The organism is Amycolatopsis sp. PS_44_ISF1, from assembly GCF_032335455.1.
Classification (GTDB): domain Bacteria; phylum Actinomycetota; class Actinomycetes; order Mycobacteriales; family Pseudonocardiaceae; genus Amycolatopsis.
Genome location: NZ_JANUXO010000003.1, coordinates 741,123 through 758,771 on the forward strand (window position 1 = coordinate 741,123; position 17,649 = coordinate 758,771).

The window sequence follows — 17,649 nt, forward strand, 5'->3', positions numbered from 1 at the left end:
CCGCCGGGTGCGGGTTCCGGGCCCGGGGCGCAGTGGTCTGGGTGCACCGGTCCGGTAGCACTGGGCAAGGCGGCTACGGCCGTGGCCGCCGTGGTCGTGACCGTTGTGGCCGTGGCCGCCGTGGTCGTGATCGCCGTGGTCGTGACCGTTGTGGTCGTGATCGCCGTGGTCGTGACCGTTGTGGTCGTGATCGCCGTGGTCATGACCGCCCTGTCCGGGGCACCAGCCGCATGTCCGGGGCACCTGGGTCGTAGTGTTCGGCTCCCTCGTCGCGATCTACTATCGCGGGAGGCCGGTTAGCCGGGGGATCGCCACTGGGACGGAGGCAGGGCGATGAGCGCGGTGGAGCAGGAGCGCACGCGGCTCGGCGCCTCCGTCCTGGATGTGTTCGATCGGGTGGGCGGCGAGGATTTCGGAAGGTTCCTGGTGACGTGCGCACCCTGTCACGGCGGCTGTTGGGATAGCCGTGCTCACACTGGGGTGAGGGTGACTGGGCGGCCGACCGCGCCGCTCACCCTGGCAACGCAGATCCCTGGCCCTCGCGACACGGCCGCGACGAACGTCGCCACGGGAGTGCGGCGGACGGCTGGGAACCGGGTTGAGCTTCGGCTCGAACGGGCCGCGATCGTGGCTCCGGCGGGCGCCGGCGAGGTCGGGATCGACCTGCTCGAAGCTCCGCGATCTCTTCTCGGCTCGGGTCTGAGCTGGATCGAGCTCAGATGAGCGCCGACTACCGCTTCCGGAGCACCTGGTGGCTGCCGTCCGCGCCCGCGGACCGGGTTTTCGACGCCTTGGTCGACCTGGAGTCCTATCCGCGCTGGTGGCCGGACGTCCGGTCGGTGCGCCGGCTCGACCAGGACACCGCGGAGCTGGTCTGCCGCTCGCGGCTGCCGTACCGGATCGTCATCGCCATGCACCGGGAGCGGCAGGACCTGGTCGCGGGTCACGTCCGCGTGGGGCTGAGCGGCGACCTCGAAGGCTTCCTCACCGGTGACCTGCAGCCGGTCGGGGCGGGTACCCGGCTGGTCATCACCCAGCAGGTGCGGGCCCGGAAACCGTTGCTGCGCAAGCTGAACGTGGTGGCCCGGCCGTTCTTCCGGGCGAACCACGAGTGGATGATGCGCCGGGGCCACCGCGGCCTGGCCGCCTACCTCGCCCGGCGGTGAAGCTGCTCGGAGGCCACCGCGCCGGACCTGGACGAGGTGGCCTTCCGGGACTTGCCCGACCCGCCGCGCGCAATTGACGGCTGGCTAGTACTGCGACGGCGAGCGCTCTCAGACCAGCACGTCGACGCGGGTCAGCCGGCCGTGCGCGAGGTCGCGGCGGTGGCCGTCACCGGTGCTCGAGATGATCAACGGGGCGGTCAGCCCGGGAAAAGACCGAGTGCCGGGAAAGAAGACCAGGCCGGTGGTCCGTGAGCACGGGGGACGCTCACGGACCACCGGCCCAGCCGGCGTTCCGCGCCGCCCGGAACGGGCCGGCGGACGCGGACCGGGTCAGCTGCCTGCGGCGACCGGCTCGGGCTTCGGCGCGGTGGGGGGCGGCGGGGTCTCGTCGAGCAGGCTCGTCTCGTCGAACGGGGCGTGACCGGCGAACACCCGCTCGGACTTCGCGCGGTCGAACTCCTTCATCCACGATCCGATGAGGACGGTCGCGATGGCGTTGCCGGCGAAGTTCGTCAGCGCGCGGGCCTCGGACATGAACCGGTCGATGCCGAGGATGAACCCGACGCCGTCGACCAGTTCCGGCCGGTGCGACTGCAGTCCGCTGGCCAGGGTGGCGATCCCGGCACCGCTGACGCCGGCCGCGCCCTTCGAGGCCAGGATCATGAACAGCAGCAGGGTGATCTGCTCGCCCAGGGCCAGCGGCGCGTCCTGCGCGGTGGCGATGAACAGCGTCGCCATGGTCAGGTAGATCGCCGTGCCGTCGAGGTTGAACGAATAGCCGGTGGGCACGGTGATGCCGACGACCGGCTTGCTGACCCCCAGGTGCTCCATCTTCGCGATCAGCCGCGGCAGCGCGGACTCCGAGGACGAGGTCGACAGGATCAGCAGGAACTCGCGGCCCAGGTACTTGAGCAGCTTGAACACGTTCACCCGCGCGCCGAGCCACAGCACCGCGCCGAGCACGCCGAACACGAACACCAGGCAGGTCAGGTAGAAGCCGAGCATGATCACCAGCAGGCTGCGCAGCGCGCCCCAGCCGGTCGCGCCGACCACGGCGGCGATCGCGCCGAACGCGCCGACCGGCGCCGCCCACATGATCATCGACAGGATGCGGAACACCAGCCGCTGGATGTGCTCGATCCCGCGCAGGATCGGCTCGCCCCGGGGGCCGAGCTTCTGCAACGCGAACCCGGCCAGCAGCGCGACCAGCAGCGTCTGCAGGACCTGGCCCTCGGTGAAGGCCGAGACGAAACTGGTCGGGATGATGCCGAGCACGAAGTCGACGCCGCTCTCGGCGCCCTTGGCCTGGTCGTGCACCTTGGACACGTCGGCCGGGCTCAGGTGCAGCCCGGCGCCCGGGTGCAGCAGGTTGCCGACGACCAGGCCGATGGCGAGCGCGAACGTCGACATCACGATGAAGTAGACCAGCGCGGTGATGCCGACCTTGCCGACCTTCGCCGCCTTCGCGACCGAACCGATGCCCAGCACGATGGTGCAGAAGATGATCGGCGAGATCATCATCTTGATCAGGTTGACGAAGCCCGTGCCCAGCGGGGCCAGCTGCTTGCCGACGCCGGGGAAGATCAGCCCGACGGCGATGCCGAGGACCACGGCGACGATCACGGCCAGGTACAGGTAACGCGTCCGGTCGCGCCGGGGCGCGGACGTGTCGGGGGTCGGTGGTGCAGGCACCGTTGCCTCCAGCTCGAGGGGGGTGGAACGTCGGTCACTATGCGGGCAGGATATGACCAGCGTCACCGTTGTGTTCATTGAGTTCACGTGAACGCCGTCGGCGTCCGGTTCGGACACCGGTCCCGCCGGCCCGGCCCGGGTGTGCTGGTATGGACGGCGTGCCGACGAAGCCACGGACCCGGTCGAGCCGGTGGAGCCTCGCCCGCCAGCTGCTCGTCCTGCAGCTGGCGGTGCTGCTGGTGCTCGTCGCGGGCGGGATCACGATCGCCTACTTCGACTCGCTGCGCACCACCAAGGACCGCGCGAGCCAGCAGTCGCTGTCGGTGGCGCGCGCGATCGCCGACGCCCCCGACGTCGCCCGGGCAGCGTCCACACCGGACCCGAGCTCGGAGCTCCAGCCGTTCGCGGAACGCGTGCTGGCCGACACCGGCGTGGACTTCGTGACCATCATGTCGCCGGCGGGCACCCGATACACCCACCCGAACCCGGCGCTGATCGGGCAGCCGTTCCTCGGCCACATCGCGGCGGCGCAGTCCGGTGGGGTGGTCACCGAGACCTACACCGGCTCGCTCGGGCCGTCGGTCCGCGCGGTGGTGCCGGTGTTCGACGGGGCGCACCGGGTGGTCGCGCTGGTTTCGGTGGGCATCACGATCGCGGCGATCTCCGCGGAGCTGCGGGAGCGGGCCGGGCCGCTGGCCGGGGTCGCGGGCGCGGTGCTGCTGGTCGGCGCGTGCGGGGGCTGGCTGGTCAGCGCCCGGCTGCGGCGCCAGACCCGCGGTATCGCGCCGGACGAGCTGAGCACCCTGTTCCAGTACCACGAAGCCGTGCTGCACGCGGTCCGCGAGGGTGTGCTGCTCGTCGGCCGCGACGGGCGGGTGGGGCTGTGCAACGACGGCGCCCGCGCGCTGCTCGGCCTCGACGCCGATCCGGCGGGACTTCCGCTGGAGGGGCTGGGGCTGCCGCCGGAGCTGGTGGCCGCGTTCACCGCCGCGCAGGCCCGGACCGAGCAACTGCACGTCACCGATTCCCGGGTGCTGGTGGTCAGCACGACGGTGGTCCGCACGGGCGGGCGGGCGGAGGGCACCGTGGTCATCCTGCGCGACCACACCGAGCTGCAGACCTTGACCGGCGAGCTGACCACCGCGCGCAGCCTGGCCGAGGCGCTGCGGTCGCAGGCGCACGAGGCGGCCAACCGGCTGCACACCGTGGTCTCGCTGGTGGAGATCGGCCGGCCGCAGGACGCGGTCGAGTTCGCGACCGCGGAGCTGGCGCTGGCCCAGGAGCTGACCGACCGGGTGGTCGGCTCGATCGCCGAGCCCGTGCTCGCCGCGCTGCTGCTGGGCAAGGCGGCCGAGGCCAGCGAGCGCGGGGTCGAGTTCACCATCACGCCGGACACGGTGATCGAAGACCTCGGCCCGGCGATCACCGGCCGTGACCTGGTGACCATCCTCGGCAACCTGGTCGACAACGGGATCGACGCGGCGGTGCGCGGCGCGGGCGGGCGGCCCGCCGTGGTGGTCACCGCGCGCTCCGGCGACGGTGACCTGTTCCTCCGGGTCGCCGACAACGGCCCGGGAGTGCCGCAGGAGGCGGTGGGGGACATGTTCCGCCGGGGGTGGTCCACCAAGGCGGACGAGGGCCACGGGCTGGGGCTCGCCCTGGTCGGCCAGGCCGTGCGGCGCTACGGCGGCAGCGTCGAGGTCGGCCGGGACGGCGGCGCGGTGTTCACGGTCCGGCTGCCGAAGCAGGAGGTGCCCCGGTGATCCGCGTGCTGGTGGTGGAGGACGAGCCGGTGGCCGCCGAGGCGCACCGGGTCTACGTGGAGCGGCTGCCCGGTTTCGTGGTCGCCGGCGTGGTGCACTCCGGCGGCGACGCGCTGCGCTTCTGCGAACGCGAGCCCGTCGACCTCGTGCTGCTCGACTTCTACCTGCCCGACACCCACGGCCTCGCGGTCTGCCGCTCCCTGCGCGCGGCCGGGCTGCCCATCGACGTGATCGCGGTGACCTCGGCGCGCGACCTGGCCCTGGTGAAGGCGGCGGTGTCCGTCGGGGTGGTGCAGTACCTGCTGAAGCCGTTCACCTTCGCCTCGCTGCGGGAGAAGCTGGAGCGGTACGCGGAATTCCGGCAGGCTTCGGGCGAGGCGGGCGGCCAGGCCGAGATCGATCGCGCGCTCTCCTCGTTGCGCACCAGCGAGCGCCTTCCGCTGCCCAAGGGCATGAGCGCGCAGACACTGGAAGCGATCACCGACGCGCTGGCCGGGGCCGGGGAAGGACTCTCCGCCGGCGCGGCCGCGAGCGCGATCGGCGCCTCCCGCGTCACGGCCCGGCGGTACCTCGAGTACCTGGCCGACAACGGTCTGGCCCAGCGCGAGCCGCGGTACGGGCAGGTGGGGCGGCCCGAGGTCTGGTACCGGTTGAAGCCGGTCACCTCGCCCTGATCGGCCTCTACCACCACGGCCGGGCTTGTGTATAACGATTTGTACGGCGGGGCGCTCAGCGTGGCCGGCCCGGCGCGTCCGGCCGGGTCTGCCAGGGGTGGGGCCCGTCCAGCGGCCGGTACTCGACGCCCAGGGCGTCCAGCCGCGGGAGGTGGTGGTCGCGCAGGCGGGGCAGGAACTCGGCGAAGTCACGACCCGGGGGGCTCCACGCGAGTTCGGCGAAGGCGGCCAGCCGCGGGAACGCCGCGTAGTCCACCCGCCGGACCGTGTCGAGGTGCTCGGCCCAGATCTGGGCCTGCACGCCGCGCAGCCGGGGACCGGCCAGCGCCGGTTCGTAGCCGTACACGTCGGCCAGGGTGTGCAGGTAGCCGACCGGGATCGGCTCGTCCGGGTGGTCGGACTGGCGGTGGTCGAGGTACAGGTGCTCCTCCGAGCAGAGCACCACGTCGTGGCCGAGGTGCGCGGCGCGCTGCCCGGCGGCGTCGGACTGCCAGGCGCCGATCAGCATCGGCGGCAGGCCGTCGATGTCCAGCACCTCGTCCCAGCCCATCGGCCGGCGCCCGCGTGAGACCAGGTACGCGGCGAGGTCGCGGACGAACCGGCCGTGCGCCTCGGTCCGGCCCGGTGTTTCGTCGCCGCCCAGCGCGATCACCGGCGACGGGAAGATGTCCAGCAGGTGGTCGAACACGGCGCGGTAGAAGGCCCGGGTGGACTCCGACGGGTCGAGCAGCGAGGTGCTGACGCCCCAGGCGGTCCACACCTCCCACTGCGCTTCCGGTTCCGGTCCCAGCTCCGGGTACGCCGCGATGGCCGCGCGGGAATGGCCGGGCACGTCGATCTCGGGCACCACCGTCACCGCTCGTGCCGCGGCGTACGCGACGATCTCGCGCAGGTCGTCGGTGGTGTAGAAGCCGCCGTGCGGACGGCCGTCGCGCTCCGGTCCGTCGTGCCGGCCGACGGCCGAGCCGTGCCGCCAGCCGCCGACCGAGGTCAGCCTCGGGTAGCGCGGCACCTCGATCCGCCAGCCCTGGTCGTCGGTGAGGTGCAGGTTCAGCACGTTGAGCTTGTGCGCGGCCAGCAGGTCGACGAACCGCAGCACCTCGGCCTTGGTCCGGAAGTGCCGGGCCACGTCGAGCAGGCAGCCGCGCCAGCCGTGGCGGGGGTGGTCCCGCACCACCCCGCACGGCAGGGTCAGTCCACTGTGGATCGGCGCGGCCCGGAAGGCGTCCGGCCCGGCGAGCTGGCGCAGGGTCTCGCGGCCGTGGACCTCGCCGGCGGAGTCCGAAGCGGACAGGGTGACGCCGTCCGGGGTGATGTCCAGCCGGTAGCCCTCGGCGGGCAGCTCCGGTCCGGCCCGCACCGAGACGGCCACCGGCCACGGGCAGGTCCCCGGCGCGGGGGAAACCGAGACCGGGCGGGGGAGCAGGGTGTCGAATCCGGGCATGCTCAGCCCTTCACCGCCCCCGCCACCCCGGCGATCAGCCGGCGCTGCACCAGCACGAAGAACACCAGCACCGGGATGGTCATGAGGGTGGAGGAGGCCATCACCGCGCCCCAGTCGGTGTCCTCCGGTTTGAAGAACACCAGGATGGCCTGCGGCAGCGTCTGGTTCTCGGTCTTGGAGATGATGAAGGTCTTGGCGAACAGGAAGTCGTTCCACGCGTGGATGAACGCGAGCACGCTCACCGCCACCAGCCCGGGTGAGACCAGCGGGAACAGGATCTGCCAGGTGAAGCGCACCCGCGAGGCGCCGTCCAGGGCCGCCGCGTCCTCCAGCTCCACCGGGACCGCCGCGACGAAGCCGCGCAGCATCCAGATCGCGAACGGCAGGCTGAAGGCCAGGTGCACCAGCACCAGCGAGCCCAGCTCGTTGAGCCCGAACGCGGGCGCCACCGCGCCGACCGAGCGCATCAGGAAGAACAGCGGGATGGTCAGCGCCTCCACCGGCACCATCTGCGCCACCAGGATCATCACCAGCAGCACGGTGCGGCCGCGGAAGCGGAACCGGGTGAGCGCCACCGCGGACAGGAACGAGATCAGCAGCGACAGCACCACCACGGCCAGCGCGACCACCAGGCTGTTGAGGAAGAACCGGCCGAACCCGGACACCGTCAGCACCCGGGCGAAGCTGTCCAGCGAAGGCGCGAACGTCCACGGCCGGGGGCTCGCGGTCTGGATCTCCCCGGCCGGCTTGAACGCCGAGAGCACCATCCAGTACAGCGGGAACGCCACCAGCCCGGCCACCACCACCGTGACGACCTCGGCCACCAGCCGCCCGGGGCGGCGCACCTTCCGCGCGCTCGTCACAGTCCCGCCTCACCCCGGCGCTGGGACCGGACGTACAGCCCGGTGACCGACAGCAGCAGCACGGTCATCACGACTCCGATCGCCGAGCCGAGGCCGTACTCCTGACCGGCGAAGGCCTGCTGGTAGGCGTAGACGTTGAGCACCAGGTTGCGCCCGGCCACGCCGCCGCCGTTGGTCATCACGTAGATCTGGGTGAACACCTTGAAGTCCCAGATGATCGACTGGATCGTGGCGATCACCAGCAGCGGGCGCACCATCGGCAGCACCACCGCCCAGGTGCAGCGCCACGGCGAGGCGCCGTCGAGGGAGGCCGCCTCCAGCACCTCCTCCGGGATGGCCTTGATCCCGGCGTACATCGTCACCAGGACGAACGGGAAGGAGCACCAGATCACCTCGGCCGCCACCAGCCCGAACGCGCCGAAGGTGCCGAAGGTCCAGGAGTGGTGCGCCATCCCGCTGAAGCCGATCCCCGAAAGCACCTCGTTGACCAGGCCGAAGTCGGTGTCGAAGAGGAAGAGCCACACGTACGAGCCGGCGATCGCGGGCGTCGACCACGCGCCGAGCGCGGCCAGGAACAGCAGCGTCCGCGGCACCGCGCGGACCCGGCCGGCCAGCACCGCCAGCGCCGTGCCGGCTCCCAGGCTGCCGAGGACGCAGGCGGCGGCGAACCCGACGGTCTTGGCCAGCACCGTCCAGAACTGCGCGTCGGACAGCAGGGCCGCGTAGTTGTCGAAGCCGAGGAACACCAGCGGCGCCGCGCCCGCGGCCTGGGGCTGCCCGTAGTCGTAGAACGAGATCAGCACCAGCTGGTAGATCGGGTACGCCAGCAGCGCGGCGAGCAGCAAACCCGCCGGCAGCAGGTAGAGCGCGGCGGCGCGGCCGTCCCGCCGCCGCGCCGGACGGAGCGCGGGCGGGGCCGGGACGGCGGCGGGCAACTGCGGCGTGACCACGGCGGCTAGCCGAAGTTCTTGTTCATCGCGGCCGCGGCGTCGGCCAGCGCGCCCGCCGCGTCCTTGCTGCCGGTCGCGATCTGCTGCACGGCCGTGGGCAGCACGTTCTGGCTGTCGATCTTGGACCAGGCCGGGGTCGCGGGCACGAACTTGGTGCCCGCTTTCAGGCTGTCCACGAAGGGCTTCAGCGACGGGTCGCCGGCGGCCAGCTTCTCCTGCACGCGGCCGAGCGTGGGCAGGTTGCCCATGGCGTCGTACATCTTCTCCTGGTACTTGGCGCCGGCCAGCAGCTCGGTGAACTGCACCGCGAGCCCGTGGTGCCGGCTCGCGCCGAACACGCCGAGCAGGTTGCCGCCGGCGAACGCGGGGGCGATCGAGCCCGGGGTGGTGCCGGGCAGCGGGACCACGGCGTACTTGTCCTGCACCGCGCCCTGCGCCACGGCCTTGCGGTTGAAGTCGCCGCCGATGGTCATGCCGGCCTTGCCGCCGGCGAACGCGGTCACGCTCTGCGTGCCGGTGAGGTTCGCGCAGGCCGAGGGCGGGCAGATGTCGCCGGAGAGCAGCCCGGCGTACTGGGTCAGGCCCGCCCGGGCCGGTCCGTCCTGCACCGTGGAGGTCCACTTCCCGTGGTCCTGCTCGGCGATCTCGCCGCCGTGGGCCCAGATGTAGGGCAGCATCGCGTAGGTGTACTTGCCGCCGACGGAGATGCCGTACAGGTCGGGCTTGGCCGCCCGGATCCGGCGCGCGGCTTCGGTCAGCTCGGCCAGCGTGGCCGGGGGCTTGAGGCCCAGCTCGGCGAACACGTCGGTGCGGTAGTAGAGCGCGCGGATGCCGGTGTACCAGGGCAGCCCGTAGGTCTTGCCGTTCACCTTGGCCGTGTCCAGCACGGCCGGCAGCAGGTCCGGGCCCTCCGGCCAGGACGCGAGGTCGCCGGTGAGGTCGGCCAGCGCGCCGGTCTGGGCGTAGCCGGCCACGTCGGTGTTGCCGAACTCGGCGACGTCGGGGGCGTTCGACGGGTCGTTGAAGGCCCCGGAGAACTTGTCGGCCCGGCCCTCGACCGGCACCCACTGCACGTCCACGTCGACCCCGGCGTGCGTGGATTCGAACTCGGCGATCGCGTCCCGGACCGCGGCCTCCTTCGGGGCGCGGTGGGCTTCGTCGAACAGCCAGACCCGCAGGGTGCCGGTCCGGTCGTCACCGCCCGGCGCGGCGGGGGCGGACTGGGTGGGCGCGCAGCCGGCCAGCAGGGCCAGCGCGGCGACGGCGGTGAAGGTGCGGCGCACTCTCATGGGTGGGCTCCAGGGATTCGGGGCTCGTGGGGGTTCAGGCGAAGAAGACCGAGTTGACCGACGGGACGGCGAGCGAACCCGCGACCGCCCCGGGCCGGCCGGTCGAGGCGTCGCGCGGCAACCAGGTGACCGTGCCGGAGCGCTGGTTGGCGACGTAGAACCAGGTCTCGTCCGGGCTCAGCGCCAGGTGGCGCGGCCAGTTGCCGCCGGTGTCCACACTGGACACCAGGGTGAGTCCCGAGTCGTCGCCGGACACGGAGAAGGTGGCGATCGTGTTCGGGCCGCGCACGGTGGCGTAGGCGAACCGGCCGTCCTTCGACACCGCGATCTCACCCGGGAACAGGTCGCCGGAGCTGCCCGCGGGCACGGCCGGGACGACCGCGATCGGGGTGAGCCGGCCCGCGGCCGCGTCCCAGCTCAGCACCGTGACCTCCGGCCGCAGTTCCTGGGCGAGGTAGGCGTAGTGGCCGCCGGGGTGGAAGGCCAGGTGGCGCGGCCCGGCGCCCGAGGGCAGCGTGATCTGCTGGTGCAGTGCGAGCTTCCCGGTGGCGGCGTCGAGGGTGGAAACGTACACCGAGTCCGCGCCGAGGTCGACGGAGAGCACCCACCGGCCGGTGGGGTCGTTGACCACCTGGTGGGCGTGCGGGGCGCGCTCGGCGCCGACGTGCTGCTGCAGGTCGGTGGCCGCGCCGAGCCCGCCGCCCGCCTGGATCGGCAGCACGACCACGCTGCCCGAGCCGTAGTTGGCCGCCAGCACGAACTCCTGGCTGGAGTGGACGCACAGGTGGGTCGGCGCGCTGCCCTTCGACGACGTGCGGCCCAGCAGCTTCGGACTGGTCACGGTGCTGATGTCCAGCGCCGAGACCGAGCCGGTCGGATCGCCTTCGTCGGTGACGTACAGGGTCCGGCCATCGCGGCTGCGGTCGAACCACGAAGCGTCCGGCACGCCGGGGACGGTGCGAACCGGGGTGAGCGCGGGCACGGAGCCGGCGCGGGTGACCACGTCGAGACCGTGGCCCGCGGGCGGGGAGCTGGTGTAGCTGCCGACGTATGCGGTCGTGCCCGCGGACGGCCGGCACAGCGCGGTCGCGGCGTCGGCGAACTGCGGGCCGAGCGCGGTCGCGAGGCCCGCGCCGCCGGCGGCGCCGAGGAAGGTGCGGCGGGAAAGTCCTGACATCGTGGTGACTCCCAACGGTGGAGGGGACCGAATGTGGTTCAGACCACTAGCATGGCCAGGGCGGCCACGGCGAAGCCGCTGACGGAAAGCACGGTTTCCAGCGCGGTCCAGGTCTTCAGGGTGTCCGGCACGGTCAGCCCGAAGTAGCGCGACACGATCCAGAACCCGCCGTCGTTGACGTGCGAGGCGATGATCGAGCCGGCCGAGATCGCGACGACGACCAGGGCCAGCTGCGCCTGCGAGTAGTGCAGTTGCGCCACCGTCGGCGCGATGATGCCGCTCGTGGTGACGATCGCGACCGTCGCCGAGCCCTGCGCGATGCGCATGCCGCAGCTGATCACGTACGCCGCCAGGATCACCGGCAGCCCGGCGTCGCCGAGCGAGCCGGCCACGGCCTGGCCGATACCGGTCGCGGACAGCACCGCGCCGAAGAACGAGCCCGCGCCCACCACCAGCAGGATCATCGCCACCGGGCGCAGCGCGGCGGCCGAGAGCTCCCCCAGTTGCGCCCCGGTCATCCCCCGGCGGTGGCCCAGCAGCCACGAGGCCAGCAGGGTCGCGATGGTCAGCGCGATCGCGGGCGTGCCCAGGAAGGCCGCGACCCCTGCGGCGCCGGAGTTCCTGGGCAGCAGGATGCTGCCGAACGTGCCCGCGAGGATCAGCACCAGCGGGATGGCGATGATGCCGCCGACCAGCTTCAGCGACGGGGCCCCGCCCGCCGGGTCTTCGGGGTTTTCGGGGTCGCTCCGGTCGCCGGCGAGCCGGGCGAACTCCTCGGCCAGCGGCACGTTCACCCGCCGGCCGATCCAGGTCGAGTACAGGATGCCGCCGGCGAACCAGGCCGGGATCCCGCAGAGCGCGCCCATCAGGATCAGCCAGCCGAGGTCCACGTGCAGCAGCCCCGCGGCCGCGACCGGACCGGGGTGCGGGGGGATGAACGCGTGCGTGATCGACAGCCCGGCCAGCAGCGGCATGGCGTACAGCACGATCGAGCGGCCGCCCTGCTTGGCCGCGGCGTAGACCAGCGGCGCCAGCACGAAGATGCCGATGTCGAAGAACACCGGGATGCCGAAGATCAGCCCGGACAGGCCCATGGCCAGCGGGGCGCGCTTCTCGCCGAACGAGCGCAGCAGCGCCGACGTCAGCACCCGGGCGCCGCCGGAGGCCTCCAGGATCGAGCCGAGCAGCGTGCCCAGGCCGATGATCGCCGTGATGTGCCCGAGGATGCTGCCGAACCCCTTCTCCAGCAAGGAGTCCGAGGTCTTCTGGGCGGTGCCGACCAGGGTGCCCACCGGCAGCCCGGCGGCCAGCGCGGTGAGCAGGCCCACCACGATCAGCGCGATGAACGGTTCGACCTTCACCTTGATGATCAGCACCAGCAGCACGGCGATCGAGACGGCGGCGAGCGTGAGCAGCCCGCCCGTGGTGGTCTGCAGCCAGTGGATCATCGGCCCCTCCCGGGGTGACGGAGGGACCGCCCGGCCAGCGCGCCGGTGGGGTGGCCGTCCTCGATCGCGGCGACGCCGTTGACGAAGACGTGCGGTATCCCCGCGGCGGGCTGCCTCGGTTCGTCGAACGTGGCGGTGTCGGCGACCGTCTCGGGGTCGAACAGCACCAGGTCGGCCGCGTACCCGGGGCGCACGAGGCCCCGGTCGGCCAGCCGCAGCCGCCGGGCCGCGCGCCCGGTGAGGTGCGCAACGCAGTCGGCCAGCCCGAGCACGCCCAGGTCGCGGACGTACCGGGCGAGGTAGCGGGGGAAGGTGCCCCAGGAGCGCGGGTGCGGCCGGTCGCCGACCAGCAGCCCGTCGGAGCCGCCGGTGTGCGTGCGGTGGCGCATGATCGCCTGCACGTTCTCCTCGTGTCCCACGTGCATCAGGCAGGAGGTGCCGAGGTGCTCGTCGAGCAGGGTGTCGAAGTACAGCTCGGCCGGGGGTCGCCCGGCGGCCCGGGCGGACGCGGCGACGCTGTGGCCCACCAGCGCCGAGTTCCCCGCGTTGCGGACGCCGTTGACCTCGATGGCGTCCCAGTCGATCGGCACGCCGTGCGCACCGTCCGAACCGGACTCCTCGATCTCGGCGCGGATCCGCTCCCGGGTGTCCACGTCGGACAGCCGGGCCAGCGTCGCCGCCGGCCCGCCCTCGGAGGCCCAGCTCGGCAGCAGCGCGGAGAGGTAGGTGGCCCCGGGCAGGTACGGATAGGTGTCGAGGGTGATGTCGCAGCCGTCGTCGAGGGCGTCGTCCAGCAGCCGCAGCAGGTCCGGCGCCCGGCCCTGGTTGACCGAGAAGTTCATCGTGGCGTGCGCGAGGTGCAGCGGGCAGCCGGAGCGGCGCGAGACCTCGACCATCTCCGCGAACGCCTCCAGCGCGCCCCGGCCGTAGCTTCGGTGGTGCGGGCTGTAGTAGCCGCCGTGCTCGCCCACCACGCGGCACAGCTCGACCAGCTCGGCCGTGCCGGCGTACATCCCGGGCGGGTAGGTGAGGCCCGAGGACATCCCGAAGGCGCCTTCGCGCATTCCGGTCGCCACCAGTTCCTTCATCCGCGCCAGCTCCGCCTCGGTCGCGGTCCGGTCCTCCCAGCCCAGCGCCAGCATCCGCACGGTGCCCTGCGGCACGAGGTAGGCGGCGTTCACCGCGACCCCCGCGTCGAGCCGGTCCAGGTACTCACCGACCGAGCGCCAGTTCCAGTCGAAGCCCGCCGGGTCGTCGTTCCAGCCGGCGAGCTGGCGGCGCAGGGTTTCGAGCACGGTGTCGTCGACCGGGGCGTAGGACAGCCCGTCCTGCCCGAGCACTTCGGTGGTGACGCCCTGCGAGACCTTGGCCAGGTGGTCCGGCTGCGTGAGCAGTTGCAGGTCGGAGTGCGAGTGCATGTCGATGAACCCCGGCGCGAGCACCAGCCCGCCGGCGTCCAGGACGCGCCGGCCGGTCACCGAGCCGGGCGCGCCGACCTCGGTGATCCGGTCTCCGGTGACCCCCACGTCGAGGCGCGCCGGCTCGGCGCCGGTCCCGTCGGCGACCTGCGCCCCGCGGATCACCAGGTCCATCAGAACCACGTCCGCACGAAGCCGGTGACGGTCTCGCCGTCGGTGTCCACCACCGGGAGCAGCGGCCACTTGTCGAAGGTGGTGCACGGGTGCGAGAGGCCCAGCCGCACCCAGTCGCCGACCTCGACCGGCGAGCCGGACGGCAGGTCCAGGAAAGCGTGCTGGTCGTTCAGCTTCGTCACGGTGTGGCCGGTCAGTTCGGTGACGACGCCTTCGTGACGCAGCCGCTGGGGCCTCGGCATCCCCTCGTCGAACGGCAGGTCGCGCTTGCCCGCGGTGAGCAGGGCCAGCCCGGGCGAAGGCTTCGACGTCACCTGCGCCCAGGCGTGCAGAGCCGGCCGGAAGGCCGCGACCCCGGGGATCCGCGGGTGCTCGCCCAGCGGGGAGATCTCGCGGTAGAACCCGTCGTCGTGGGTCAGGTAGGCGCCGCTGCGCAGGATCGGCAGCACTTCGAGGCCCTCGGGCCAGGGCTTGGTCAGCTCGTCGGCCACGCGGTCGAAGTACGCGCTGCCGCCGGCGGTGACCAGCACCGGCCCTTCGGCCAGCAGCCCCCGGTCCGCCAGCGAGACGGTCAGCTCCCGCATACCGTCCACATAGGAGCTGATCTTCGCCAGCGCCGCTTCGTCGGTGTGGTGGGAGAGCGAGCCCTCGTAACCGCCGGTGCCGCGCAGCCGCAGCGCCGGGCTGTTCGCGGCCGCCTCGGCGACGGCCAGCGCGTCCGCGGTGTCGCGGACGCCGGTGCGCCCTCCGTCCGCGCCCAGCTCCACCAGCACGTCGACCGGCCGGGCCGAACCGGCCAGCGCCTCGGTCATCAGCTCGACCCCGCGGACCGAGTCGACCCAGCAGACGAACTCGAACCCGGGGTCCGCGGCCAGCTCGCCGGCCAGCCAGCGCAGCGCGGACGGGTCGAGCAGCTGGTTGGCCAGCAGGATCCGGGGGACCCCGAAGGCGCGGTAGACCCGCAGGTGCCCGGCGTTCGCCGCGGTCAGCCCCCACGCGCCGTGCGCGAGCTGGCGGGCGAACAGCTCGGGCGCCATCGTGGTCTTCCCGTGCGGGGCCAGCGCGACGGCGCGCCCGGCGCACCAGGCGGCCATCGTCGCCAGGTTGTGCTCCAGCGCGGCCGCGTCCAGCACGACGAAGGGGCCGAAGAAGCCGTCGCCGAACAGGTTCGCGCGGCGGGCGGAGGCCTCGTCGAGGGTCAGCCCGGCGAGCGCGGGCGCGATCGAGCGGAACCGCCAGTCGATCCGCTCCTCGCGGCCGGCGCGGACGGCGGCGGTCAGGGCGTCGTTCTCGGAACTCTGCATGGGTGACCGACCTAGGTTGCGTATGTTGCAACGGACGTTGCGCAGAATGCGCGACATAGGTGTAGCATCCGGTTCGCCAGCGGTCAACGGGGTGAAGAACGGGGAGACATTCAGTGACCAGCGCGCCCGAGGTGCTCTGCATCGGCGAGTCGATGGCCCTGTTCGTGCCGGCCGAGCCCGGCCCGCCCGAGCAGGTCCGCCGCTGGCTGCGCACCATCGGCGGCGCGGAGTCCAATGTGGCCTGTCACCTGCCCGCGCTCGGCGTGCGCAGCGGCTGGGTCAGTGCGGTCGGCGACGACCCGTTCGGCCGCGCGCTGGTCCGCGAGATCGCCGCCGCCGGGGTCGACGTGAGCGGCGTCTCGGTCGACCCGGTGCGCCCGACCGGCCTGTACGTCAAGGAAAGCGGTGCGCACGGCAGTCCGGTGCGCTACTACCGGGCGGGCTCCGCCGCGTCCGGGATGGGGCCGGGCCTGCTGCCGGGGCTGGACCTCGGCGACGTCCGCGTACTGCACCTTTCGGGGATCACGCCCGCGCTGTCGGAAAGCTGCCTCGCCCTGGTGCGCGCCCTGCTCGACGCGCCGCGGGGCGACACGCTGGTGTCCTTCGACGTCAACCACCGCCCGGCGCTGTGGGCCGGGCGCGACGCCGCCGTGCTCGCCGAACTGGCCGCCCGCGCGGACATCGTGCTGACCGGCGACGACGAGGCCGCACGGGTGTGGGGCACCGGCGAACCGGCCCGGCTGCGCGAACGGCTGCCCGCGGTCGGCACGCTGGTGGTCAAGCACGGCGAGCACGGCGCGACCCTGGTCGAAGGCTCGGCGCCGCCCGTGTTCGCGCCCGCGTTGCGGGTGGACGTGGTCGAACCGGTCGGCGCGGGAGACGCCTTCGCCGCCGGTTTCCTGGCCGCCACCCTCCGCGGCGCCGACCCGGCCACCCGCCTGCGCCGGGGCCACCTGCAGGCCGCCGCCACCCTGCTGACCCACGACGACGTCGGCCCTCCGCTGGCCCCGGACGTGCTGGAGCGGCTGGTGCACGCCGGCGAGGACGAGTGGGCCGCCGCGCGGCTGACCGCGGAAGGGCTGGTGCTCGCGTGAGCCCCGCCGAAGTGCTTTCCCCCGGGGAGACGGCATGAGCCAGAGCTTGGACCGGGCCCTGACGCTGCTGGCCGGGCTGGCGCCGGGGGCGAAGACGCTGGACGAGCTGGCCGAAGCGGTCGGCGTGCACAAGACCACCGTGCTGCGGCTGCTGCGCACGCTGGAGTCGCACCACTTCGTCCGCCGCGAGGGCACCCGGCACTACCGGCTGGGCAGCGCGCTGTTCGACTTGGCGAGCCAGGCGCTGGAGGACCGCGACGTCCGGCGCAGCTCGGCCGCGGCGCTGGCCTCGCTGAACGAGCGCACCGGCCACACCGTGCACCTGGCCACCTACGAAGACGGCGAAGTCGTCTACATCGACAAGTACGAGGGGCGGCACTCGGTCCGGATGTACTCGCGCATCGGCAAGCGCGCCCCGCTGCACTGCACGGCGGTGGGCAAGGTGCTCGTCTCGGCGATGCCGCGCGCACGGCGCGAGGCGCTCGCGCACGGTATCGACTACGTGGTGCTGACGCCGAACACGATCAGCTCGCCCGAGGCCTACCTGGCCGAGCTGGACGAGGTCGCCGCCCGCGGCTACGCGGTGGACGACGCCGAGCACGAGGACTTCATCCACTGCGTCGCGGCGCCGATCCGCGGCGGCGGGGGAGAGGTGCTGGCCGCCGCGTCGATATCCGTGCCGAAGGTGCTGCTCGACCACGAGGGCCTGCTCGCGCTCGTGCCGCAGCTGCTGGCCGCGACCGGCGAAGCTTCCGTCCACAGTGGATGGACGGAGAACGGAAAGGGGTCATGATGGGCAAGACGGCGATCAGCACCGGGAACGCGCCGAAGCCGCCGGCGAAGTTCTCGCAGGCCGTCCGGAAGGGCAACCTGCTCCAGGTGGCCGGGCAGGTGGCGTTCGACGCGGCCACCGGCGCCATCGTGGGCGAGGACATCGCCGGGCAGACCCGGCAGACCTTCAAGAACGTCCAGGCCGTGCTGGCCGAGGCCGGCTCCAGCCTGGACGACGCCGTGATGGTGCGCGTGTTCCTCACCGACACCAGCCACTTCGGCCCGTTCAACGAGGTCTACGACGAGCTGATCGGCGAAGCCCCGCAACCGGCCCGCACCACCGTCTACGTCGGCCTGCCCGCCGGTCTCCTGGTGGAGATCGACGTGCTCGCGGTCCTCGACTGACGCCGCCGCCGGTGGGG

The 17,649-nt window shown here is 72.8% G+C and carries 18 protein-coding genes; 8 read left to right on the forward strand and 10 right to left on the reverse strand.

Annotation, left to right across the window (positions count from 1 at the left end; all coding sequences use genetic code 11):
* The first annotated feature begins 81 nt into the window (after positions 1–81).
* From NYF13_RS29690 to NYF13_RS29700, 3 genes are read left to right on the forward strand one after another with little or no spacing between them, the layout of a single operon-like run.
* Complete coding sequence (locus NYF13_RS29690; protein WP_315661207.1) at positions 82–300, forward strand: hypothetical protein; 219 nt, start codon at positions 82–84, stop codon at positions 298–300.
* A 33-nt stretch (positions 301–333) separates the two neighbouring features.
* On the forward strand, positions 334–723 hold the full coding sequence (locus NYF13_RS29695) for a hypothetical protein (protein ID WP_315661208.1): 390 nt from the start codon (positions 334–336) through the stop codon (positions 721–723).
* A complete protein-coding gene (locus NYF13_RS29700; RefSeq protein ID WP_315661209.1) occupies positions 720–1,166 on the forward strand; it encodes an SRPBCC family protein in 447 nt (148 codons plus the stop codon). Before NYF13_RS29695 ends, NYF13_RS29700 begins: the two co-directional genes overlap by 4 nt.
* Before the next feature lie 108 nt (positions 1,167–1,274).
* Here NYF13_RS29700 and NYF13_RS29705 read toward each other — a convergent pair whose 3' ends face one another.
* A complete protein-coding gene (locus NYF13_RS29705; protein ID WP_315661210.1) occupies positions 1,275–1,442 on the reverse strand; it encodes a hypothetical protein in 168 nt (55 codons plus the stop codon).
* A 54-nt stretch (positions 1,443–1,496) separates the two neighbouring features.
* Complete coding sequence (locus NYF13_RS29710; RefSeq protein WP_396287746.1) at positions 1,497–2,936, reverse strand: cation:dicarboxylate symporter family transporter; 1,440 nt, start codon at positions 2,934–2,936, stop codon at positions 1,497–1,499.
* Positions 2,937–3,016: 80 nt separating this feature from the next.
* On the opposite strand from NYF13_RS29710, the gene NYF13_RS29715 reads away from it, so the two are divergent.
* Both NYF13_RS29715 and NYF13_RS29720 read left to right on the forward strand, forming a co-directional pair.
* On the forward strand, positions 3,017–4,621 hold the full coding sequence (locus NYF13_RS29715; RefSeq protein ID WP_396287747.1) for an ATP-binding protein: 1,605 nt from the start codon (positions 3,017–3,019) through the stop codon (positions 4,619–4,621).
* The gene (locus NYF13_RS29720; RefSeq protein WP_315661214.1) at positions 4,618–5,295 is read left to right on the forward strand and encodes a response regulator; all 678 of its coding nucleotides are present in this window, start codon (positions 4,618–4,620) and stop codon (positions 5,293–5,295) included. Before NYF13_RS29715 ends, NYF13_RS29720 begins: the two co-directional genes overlap by 4 nt.
* Before the next feature lie 55 nt (positions 5,296–5,350).
* On the opposite strand, the gene NYF13_RS29725 is transcribed toward NYF13_RS29720, so the two are convergent.
* Genes NYF13_RS29725 through NYF13_RS29760 form a run of 8 tightly spaced genes read right to left on the reverse strand, consistent with a single transcriptional unit; the run spans position 5,351 to position 15,362 of the window.
* Positions 5,351–6,739 carry a beta-N-acetylhexosaminidase gene (locus NYF13_RS29725; protein WP_315661215.1) on the reverse strand — a complete coding sequence of 463 codons (1,389 nt, stop codon included), beginning with the start codon at positions 6,737–6,739 and terminating at the stop codon, positions 5,351–5,353.
* Positions 6,740–6,741: 2 nt separating this feature from the next.
* Complete coding sequence (locus tag NYF13_RS29730; RefSeq protein WP_315661273.1) at positions 6,742–7,584, reverse strand: carbohydrate ABC transporter permease; 843 nt, start codon at positions 7,582–7,584, stop codon at positions 6,742–6,744.
* A 14-nt stretch (positions 7,585–7,598) separates the two neighbouring features.
* A complete protein-coding gene (locus tag NYF13_RS29735) occupies positions 7,599–8,552 on the reverse strand; it encodes a sugar ABC transporter permease (protein WP_315661216.1) in 954 nt (317 codons plus the stop codon).
* A gap of 5 nt (positions 8,553–8,557) precedes the next feature.
* Positions 8,558–9,841: an extracellular solute-binding protein gene (locus NYF13_RS29740; RefSeq protein WP_315661217.1), complete on the reverse strand. Its 1,284-nt coding sequence runs from the start codon at positions 9,839–9,841 to the stop codon at positions 8,558–8,560.
* Between the two features lie 34 nt (positions 9,842–9,875).
* Positions 9,876–11,018: a lactonase family protein gene (locus NYF13_RS29745; RefSeq protein WP_315661218.1), complete on the reverse strand. Its 1,143-nt coding sequence runs from the start codon at positions 11,016–11,018 to the stop codon at positions 9,876–9,878.
* A 38-nt stretch (positions 11,019–11,056) separates the two neighbouring features.
* Positions 11,057–12,466, reverse strand: a complete 1,410-nt coding sequence (locus NYF13_RS29750; protein ID WP_315661219.1) for a gluconate:H+ symporter — start codon at positions 12,464–12,466, stop codon at positions 11,057–11,059.
* Entirely contained in the window at positions 12,463–14,058 is a 1,596-nt protein-coding gene (locus tag NYF13_RS29755; RefSeq protein ID WP_315661220.1) for a D-aminoacylase, read from the reverse strand. The genes NYF13_RS29750 and NYF13_RS29755 overlap by 4 nt, the downstream gene beginning before the upstream one ends.
* A complete protein-coding gene (locus tag NYF13_RS29760) occupies positions 14,058–15,362 on the reverse strand; it encodes an amino acid deaminase (RefSeq protein WP_315661221.1) in 1,305 nt (434 codons plus the stop codon). Before NYF13_RS29760 ends, NYF13_RS29755 begins: the two co-directional genes overlap by 1 nt.
* Before the next feature lie 152 nt (positions 15,363–15,514).
* Here NYF13_RS29760 and NYF13_RS29765 point away from each other — a divergent pair, with 152 nt between their 5' ends.
* From NYF13_RS29765 to NYF13_RS29775, 3 genes are read left to right on the forward strand one after another with little or no spacing between them, the layout of a single operon-like run.
* Positions 15,515–16,456, forward strand: coding sequence for a sugar kinase (locus tag NYF13_RS29765; protein WP_396287761.1), 942 nt, complete (start codon positions 15,515–15,517; stop codon positions 16,454–16,456).
* Between the two features lie 34 nt (positions 16,457–16,490).
* Positions 16,491–17,249 (forward strand): IclR family transcriptional regulator, encoded by a 759-nt coding sequence (locus tag NYF13_RS29770; protein WP_315661223.1) that lies wholly within the window; start codon positions 16,491–16,493, stop codon positions 17,247–17,249.
* Positions 17,249–17,632, forward strand: a complete 384-nt coding sequence (locus NYF13_RS29775) for a RidA family protein (RefSeq protein WP_315661274.1) — start codon at positions 17,249–17,251, stop codon at positions 17,630–17,632. The genes NYF13_RS29770 and NYF13_RS29775 overlap by 1 nt, the downstream gene beginning before the upstream one ends.
* The last annotated feature ends 17 nt before the right edge of the window (positions 17,633–17,649 follow it).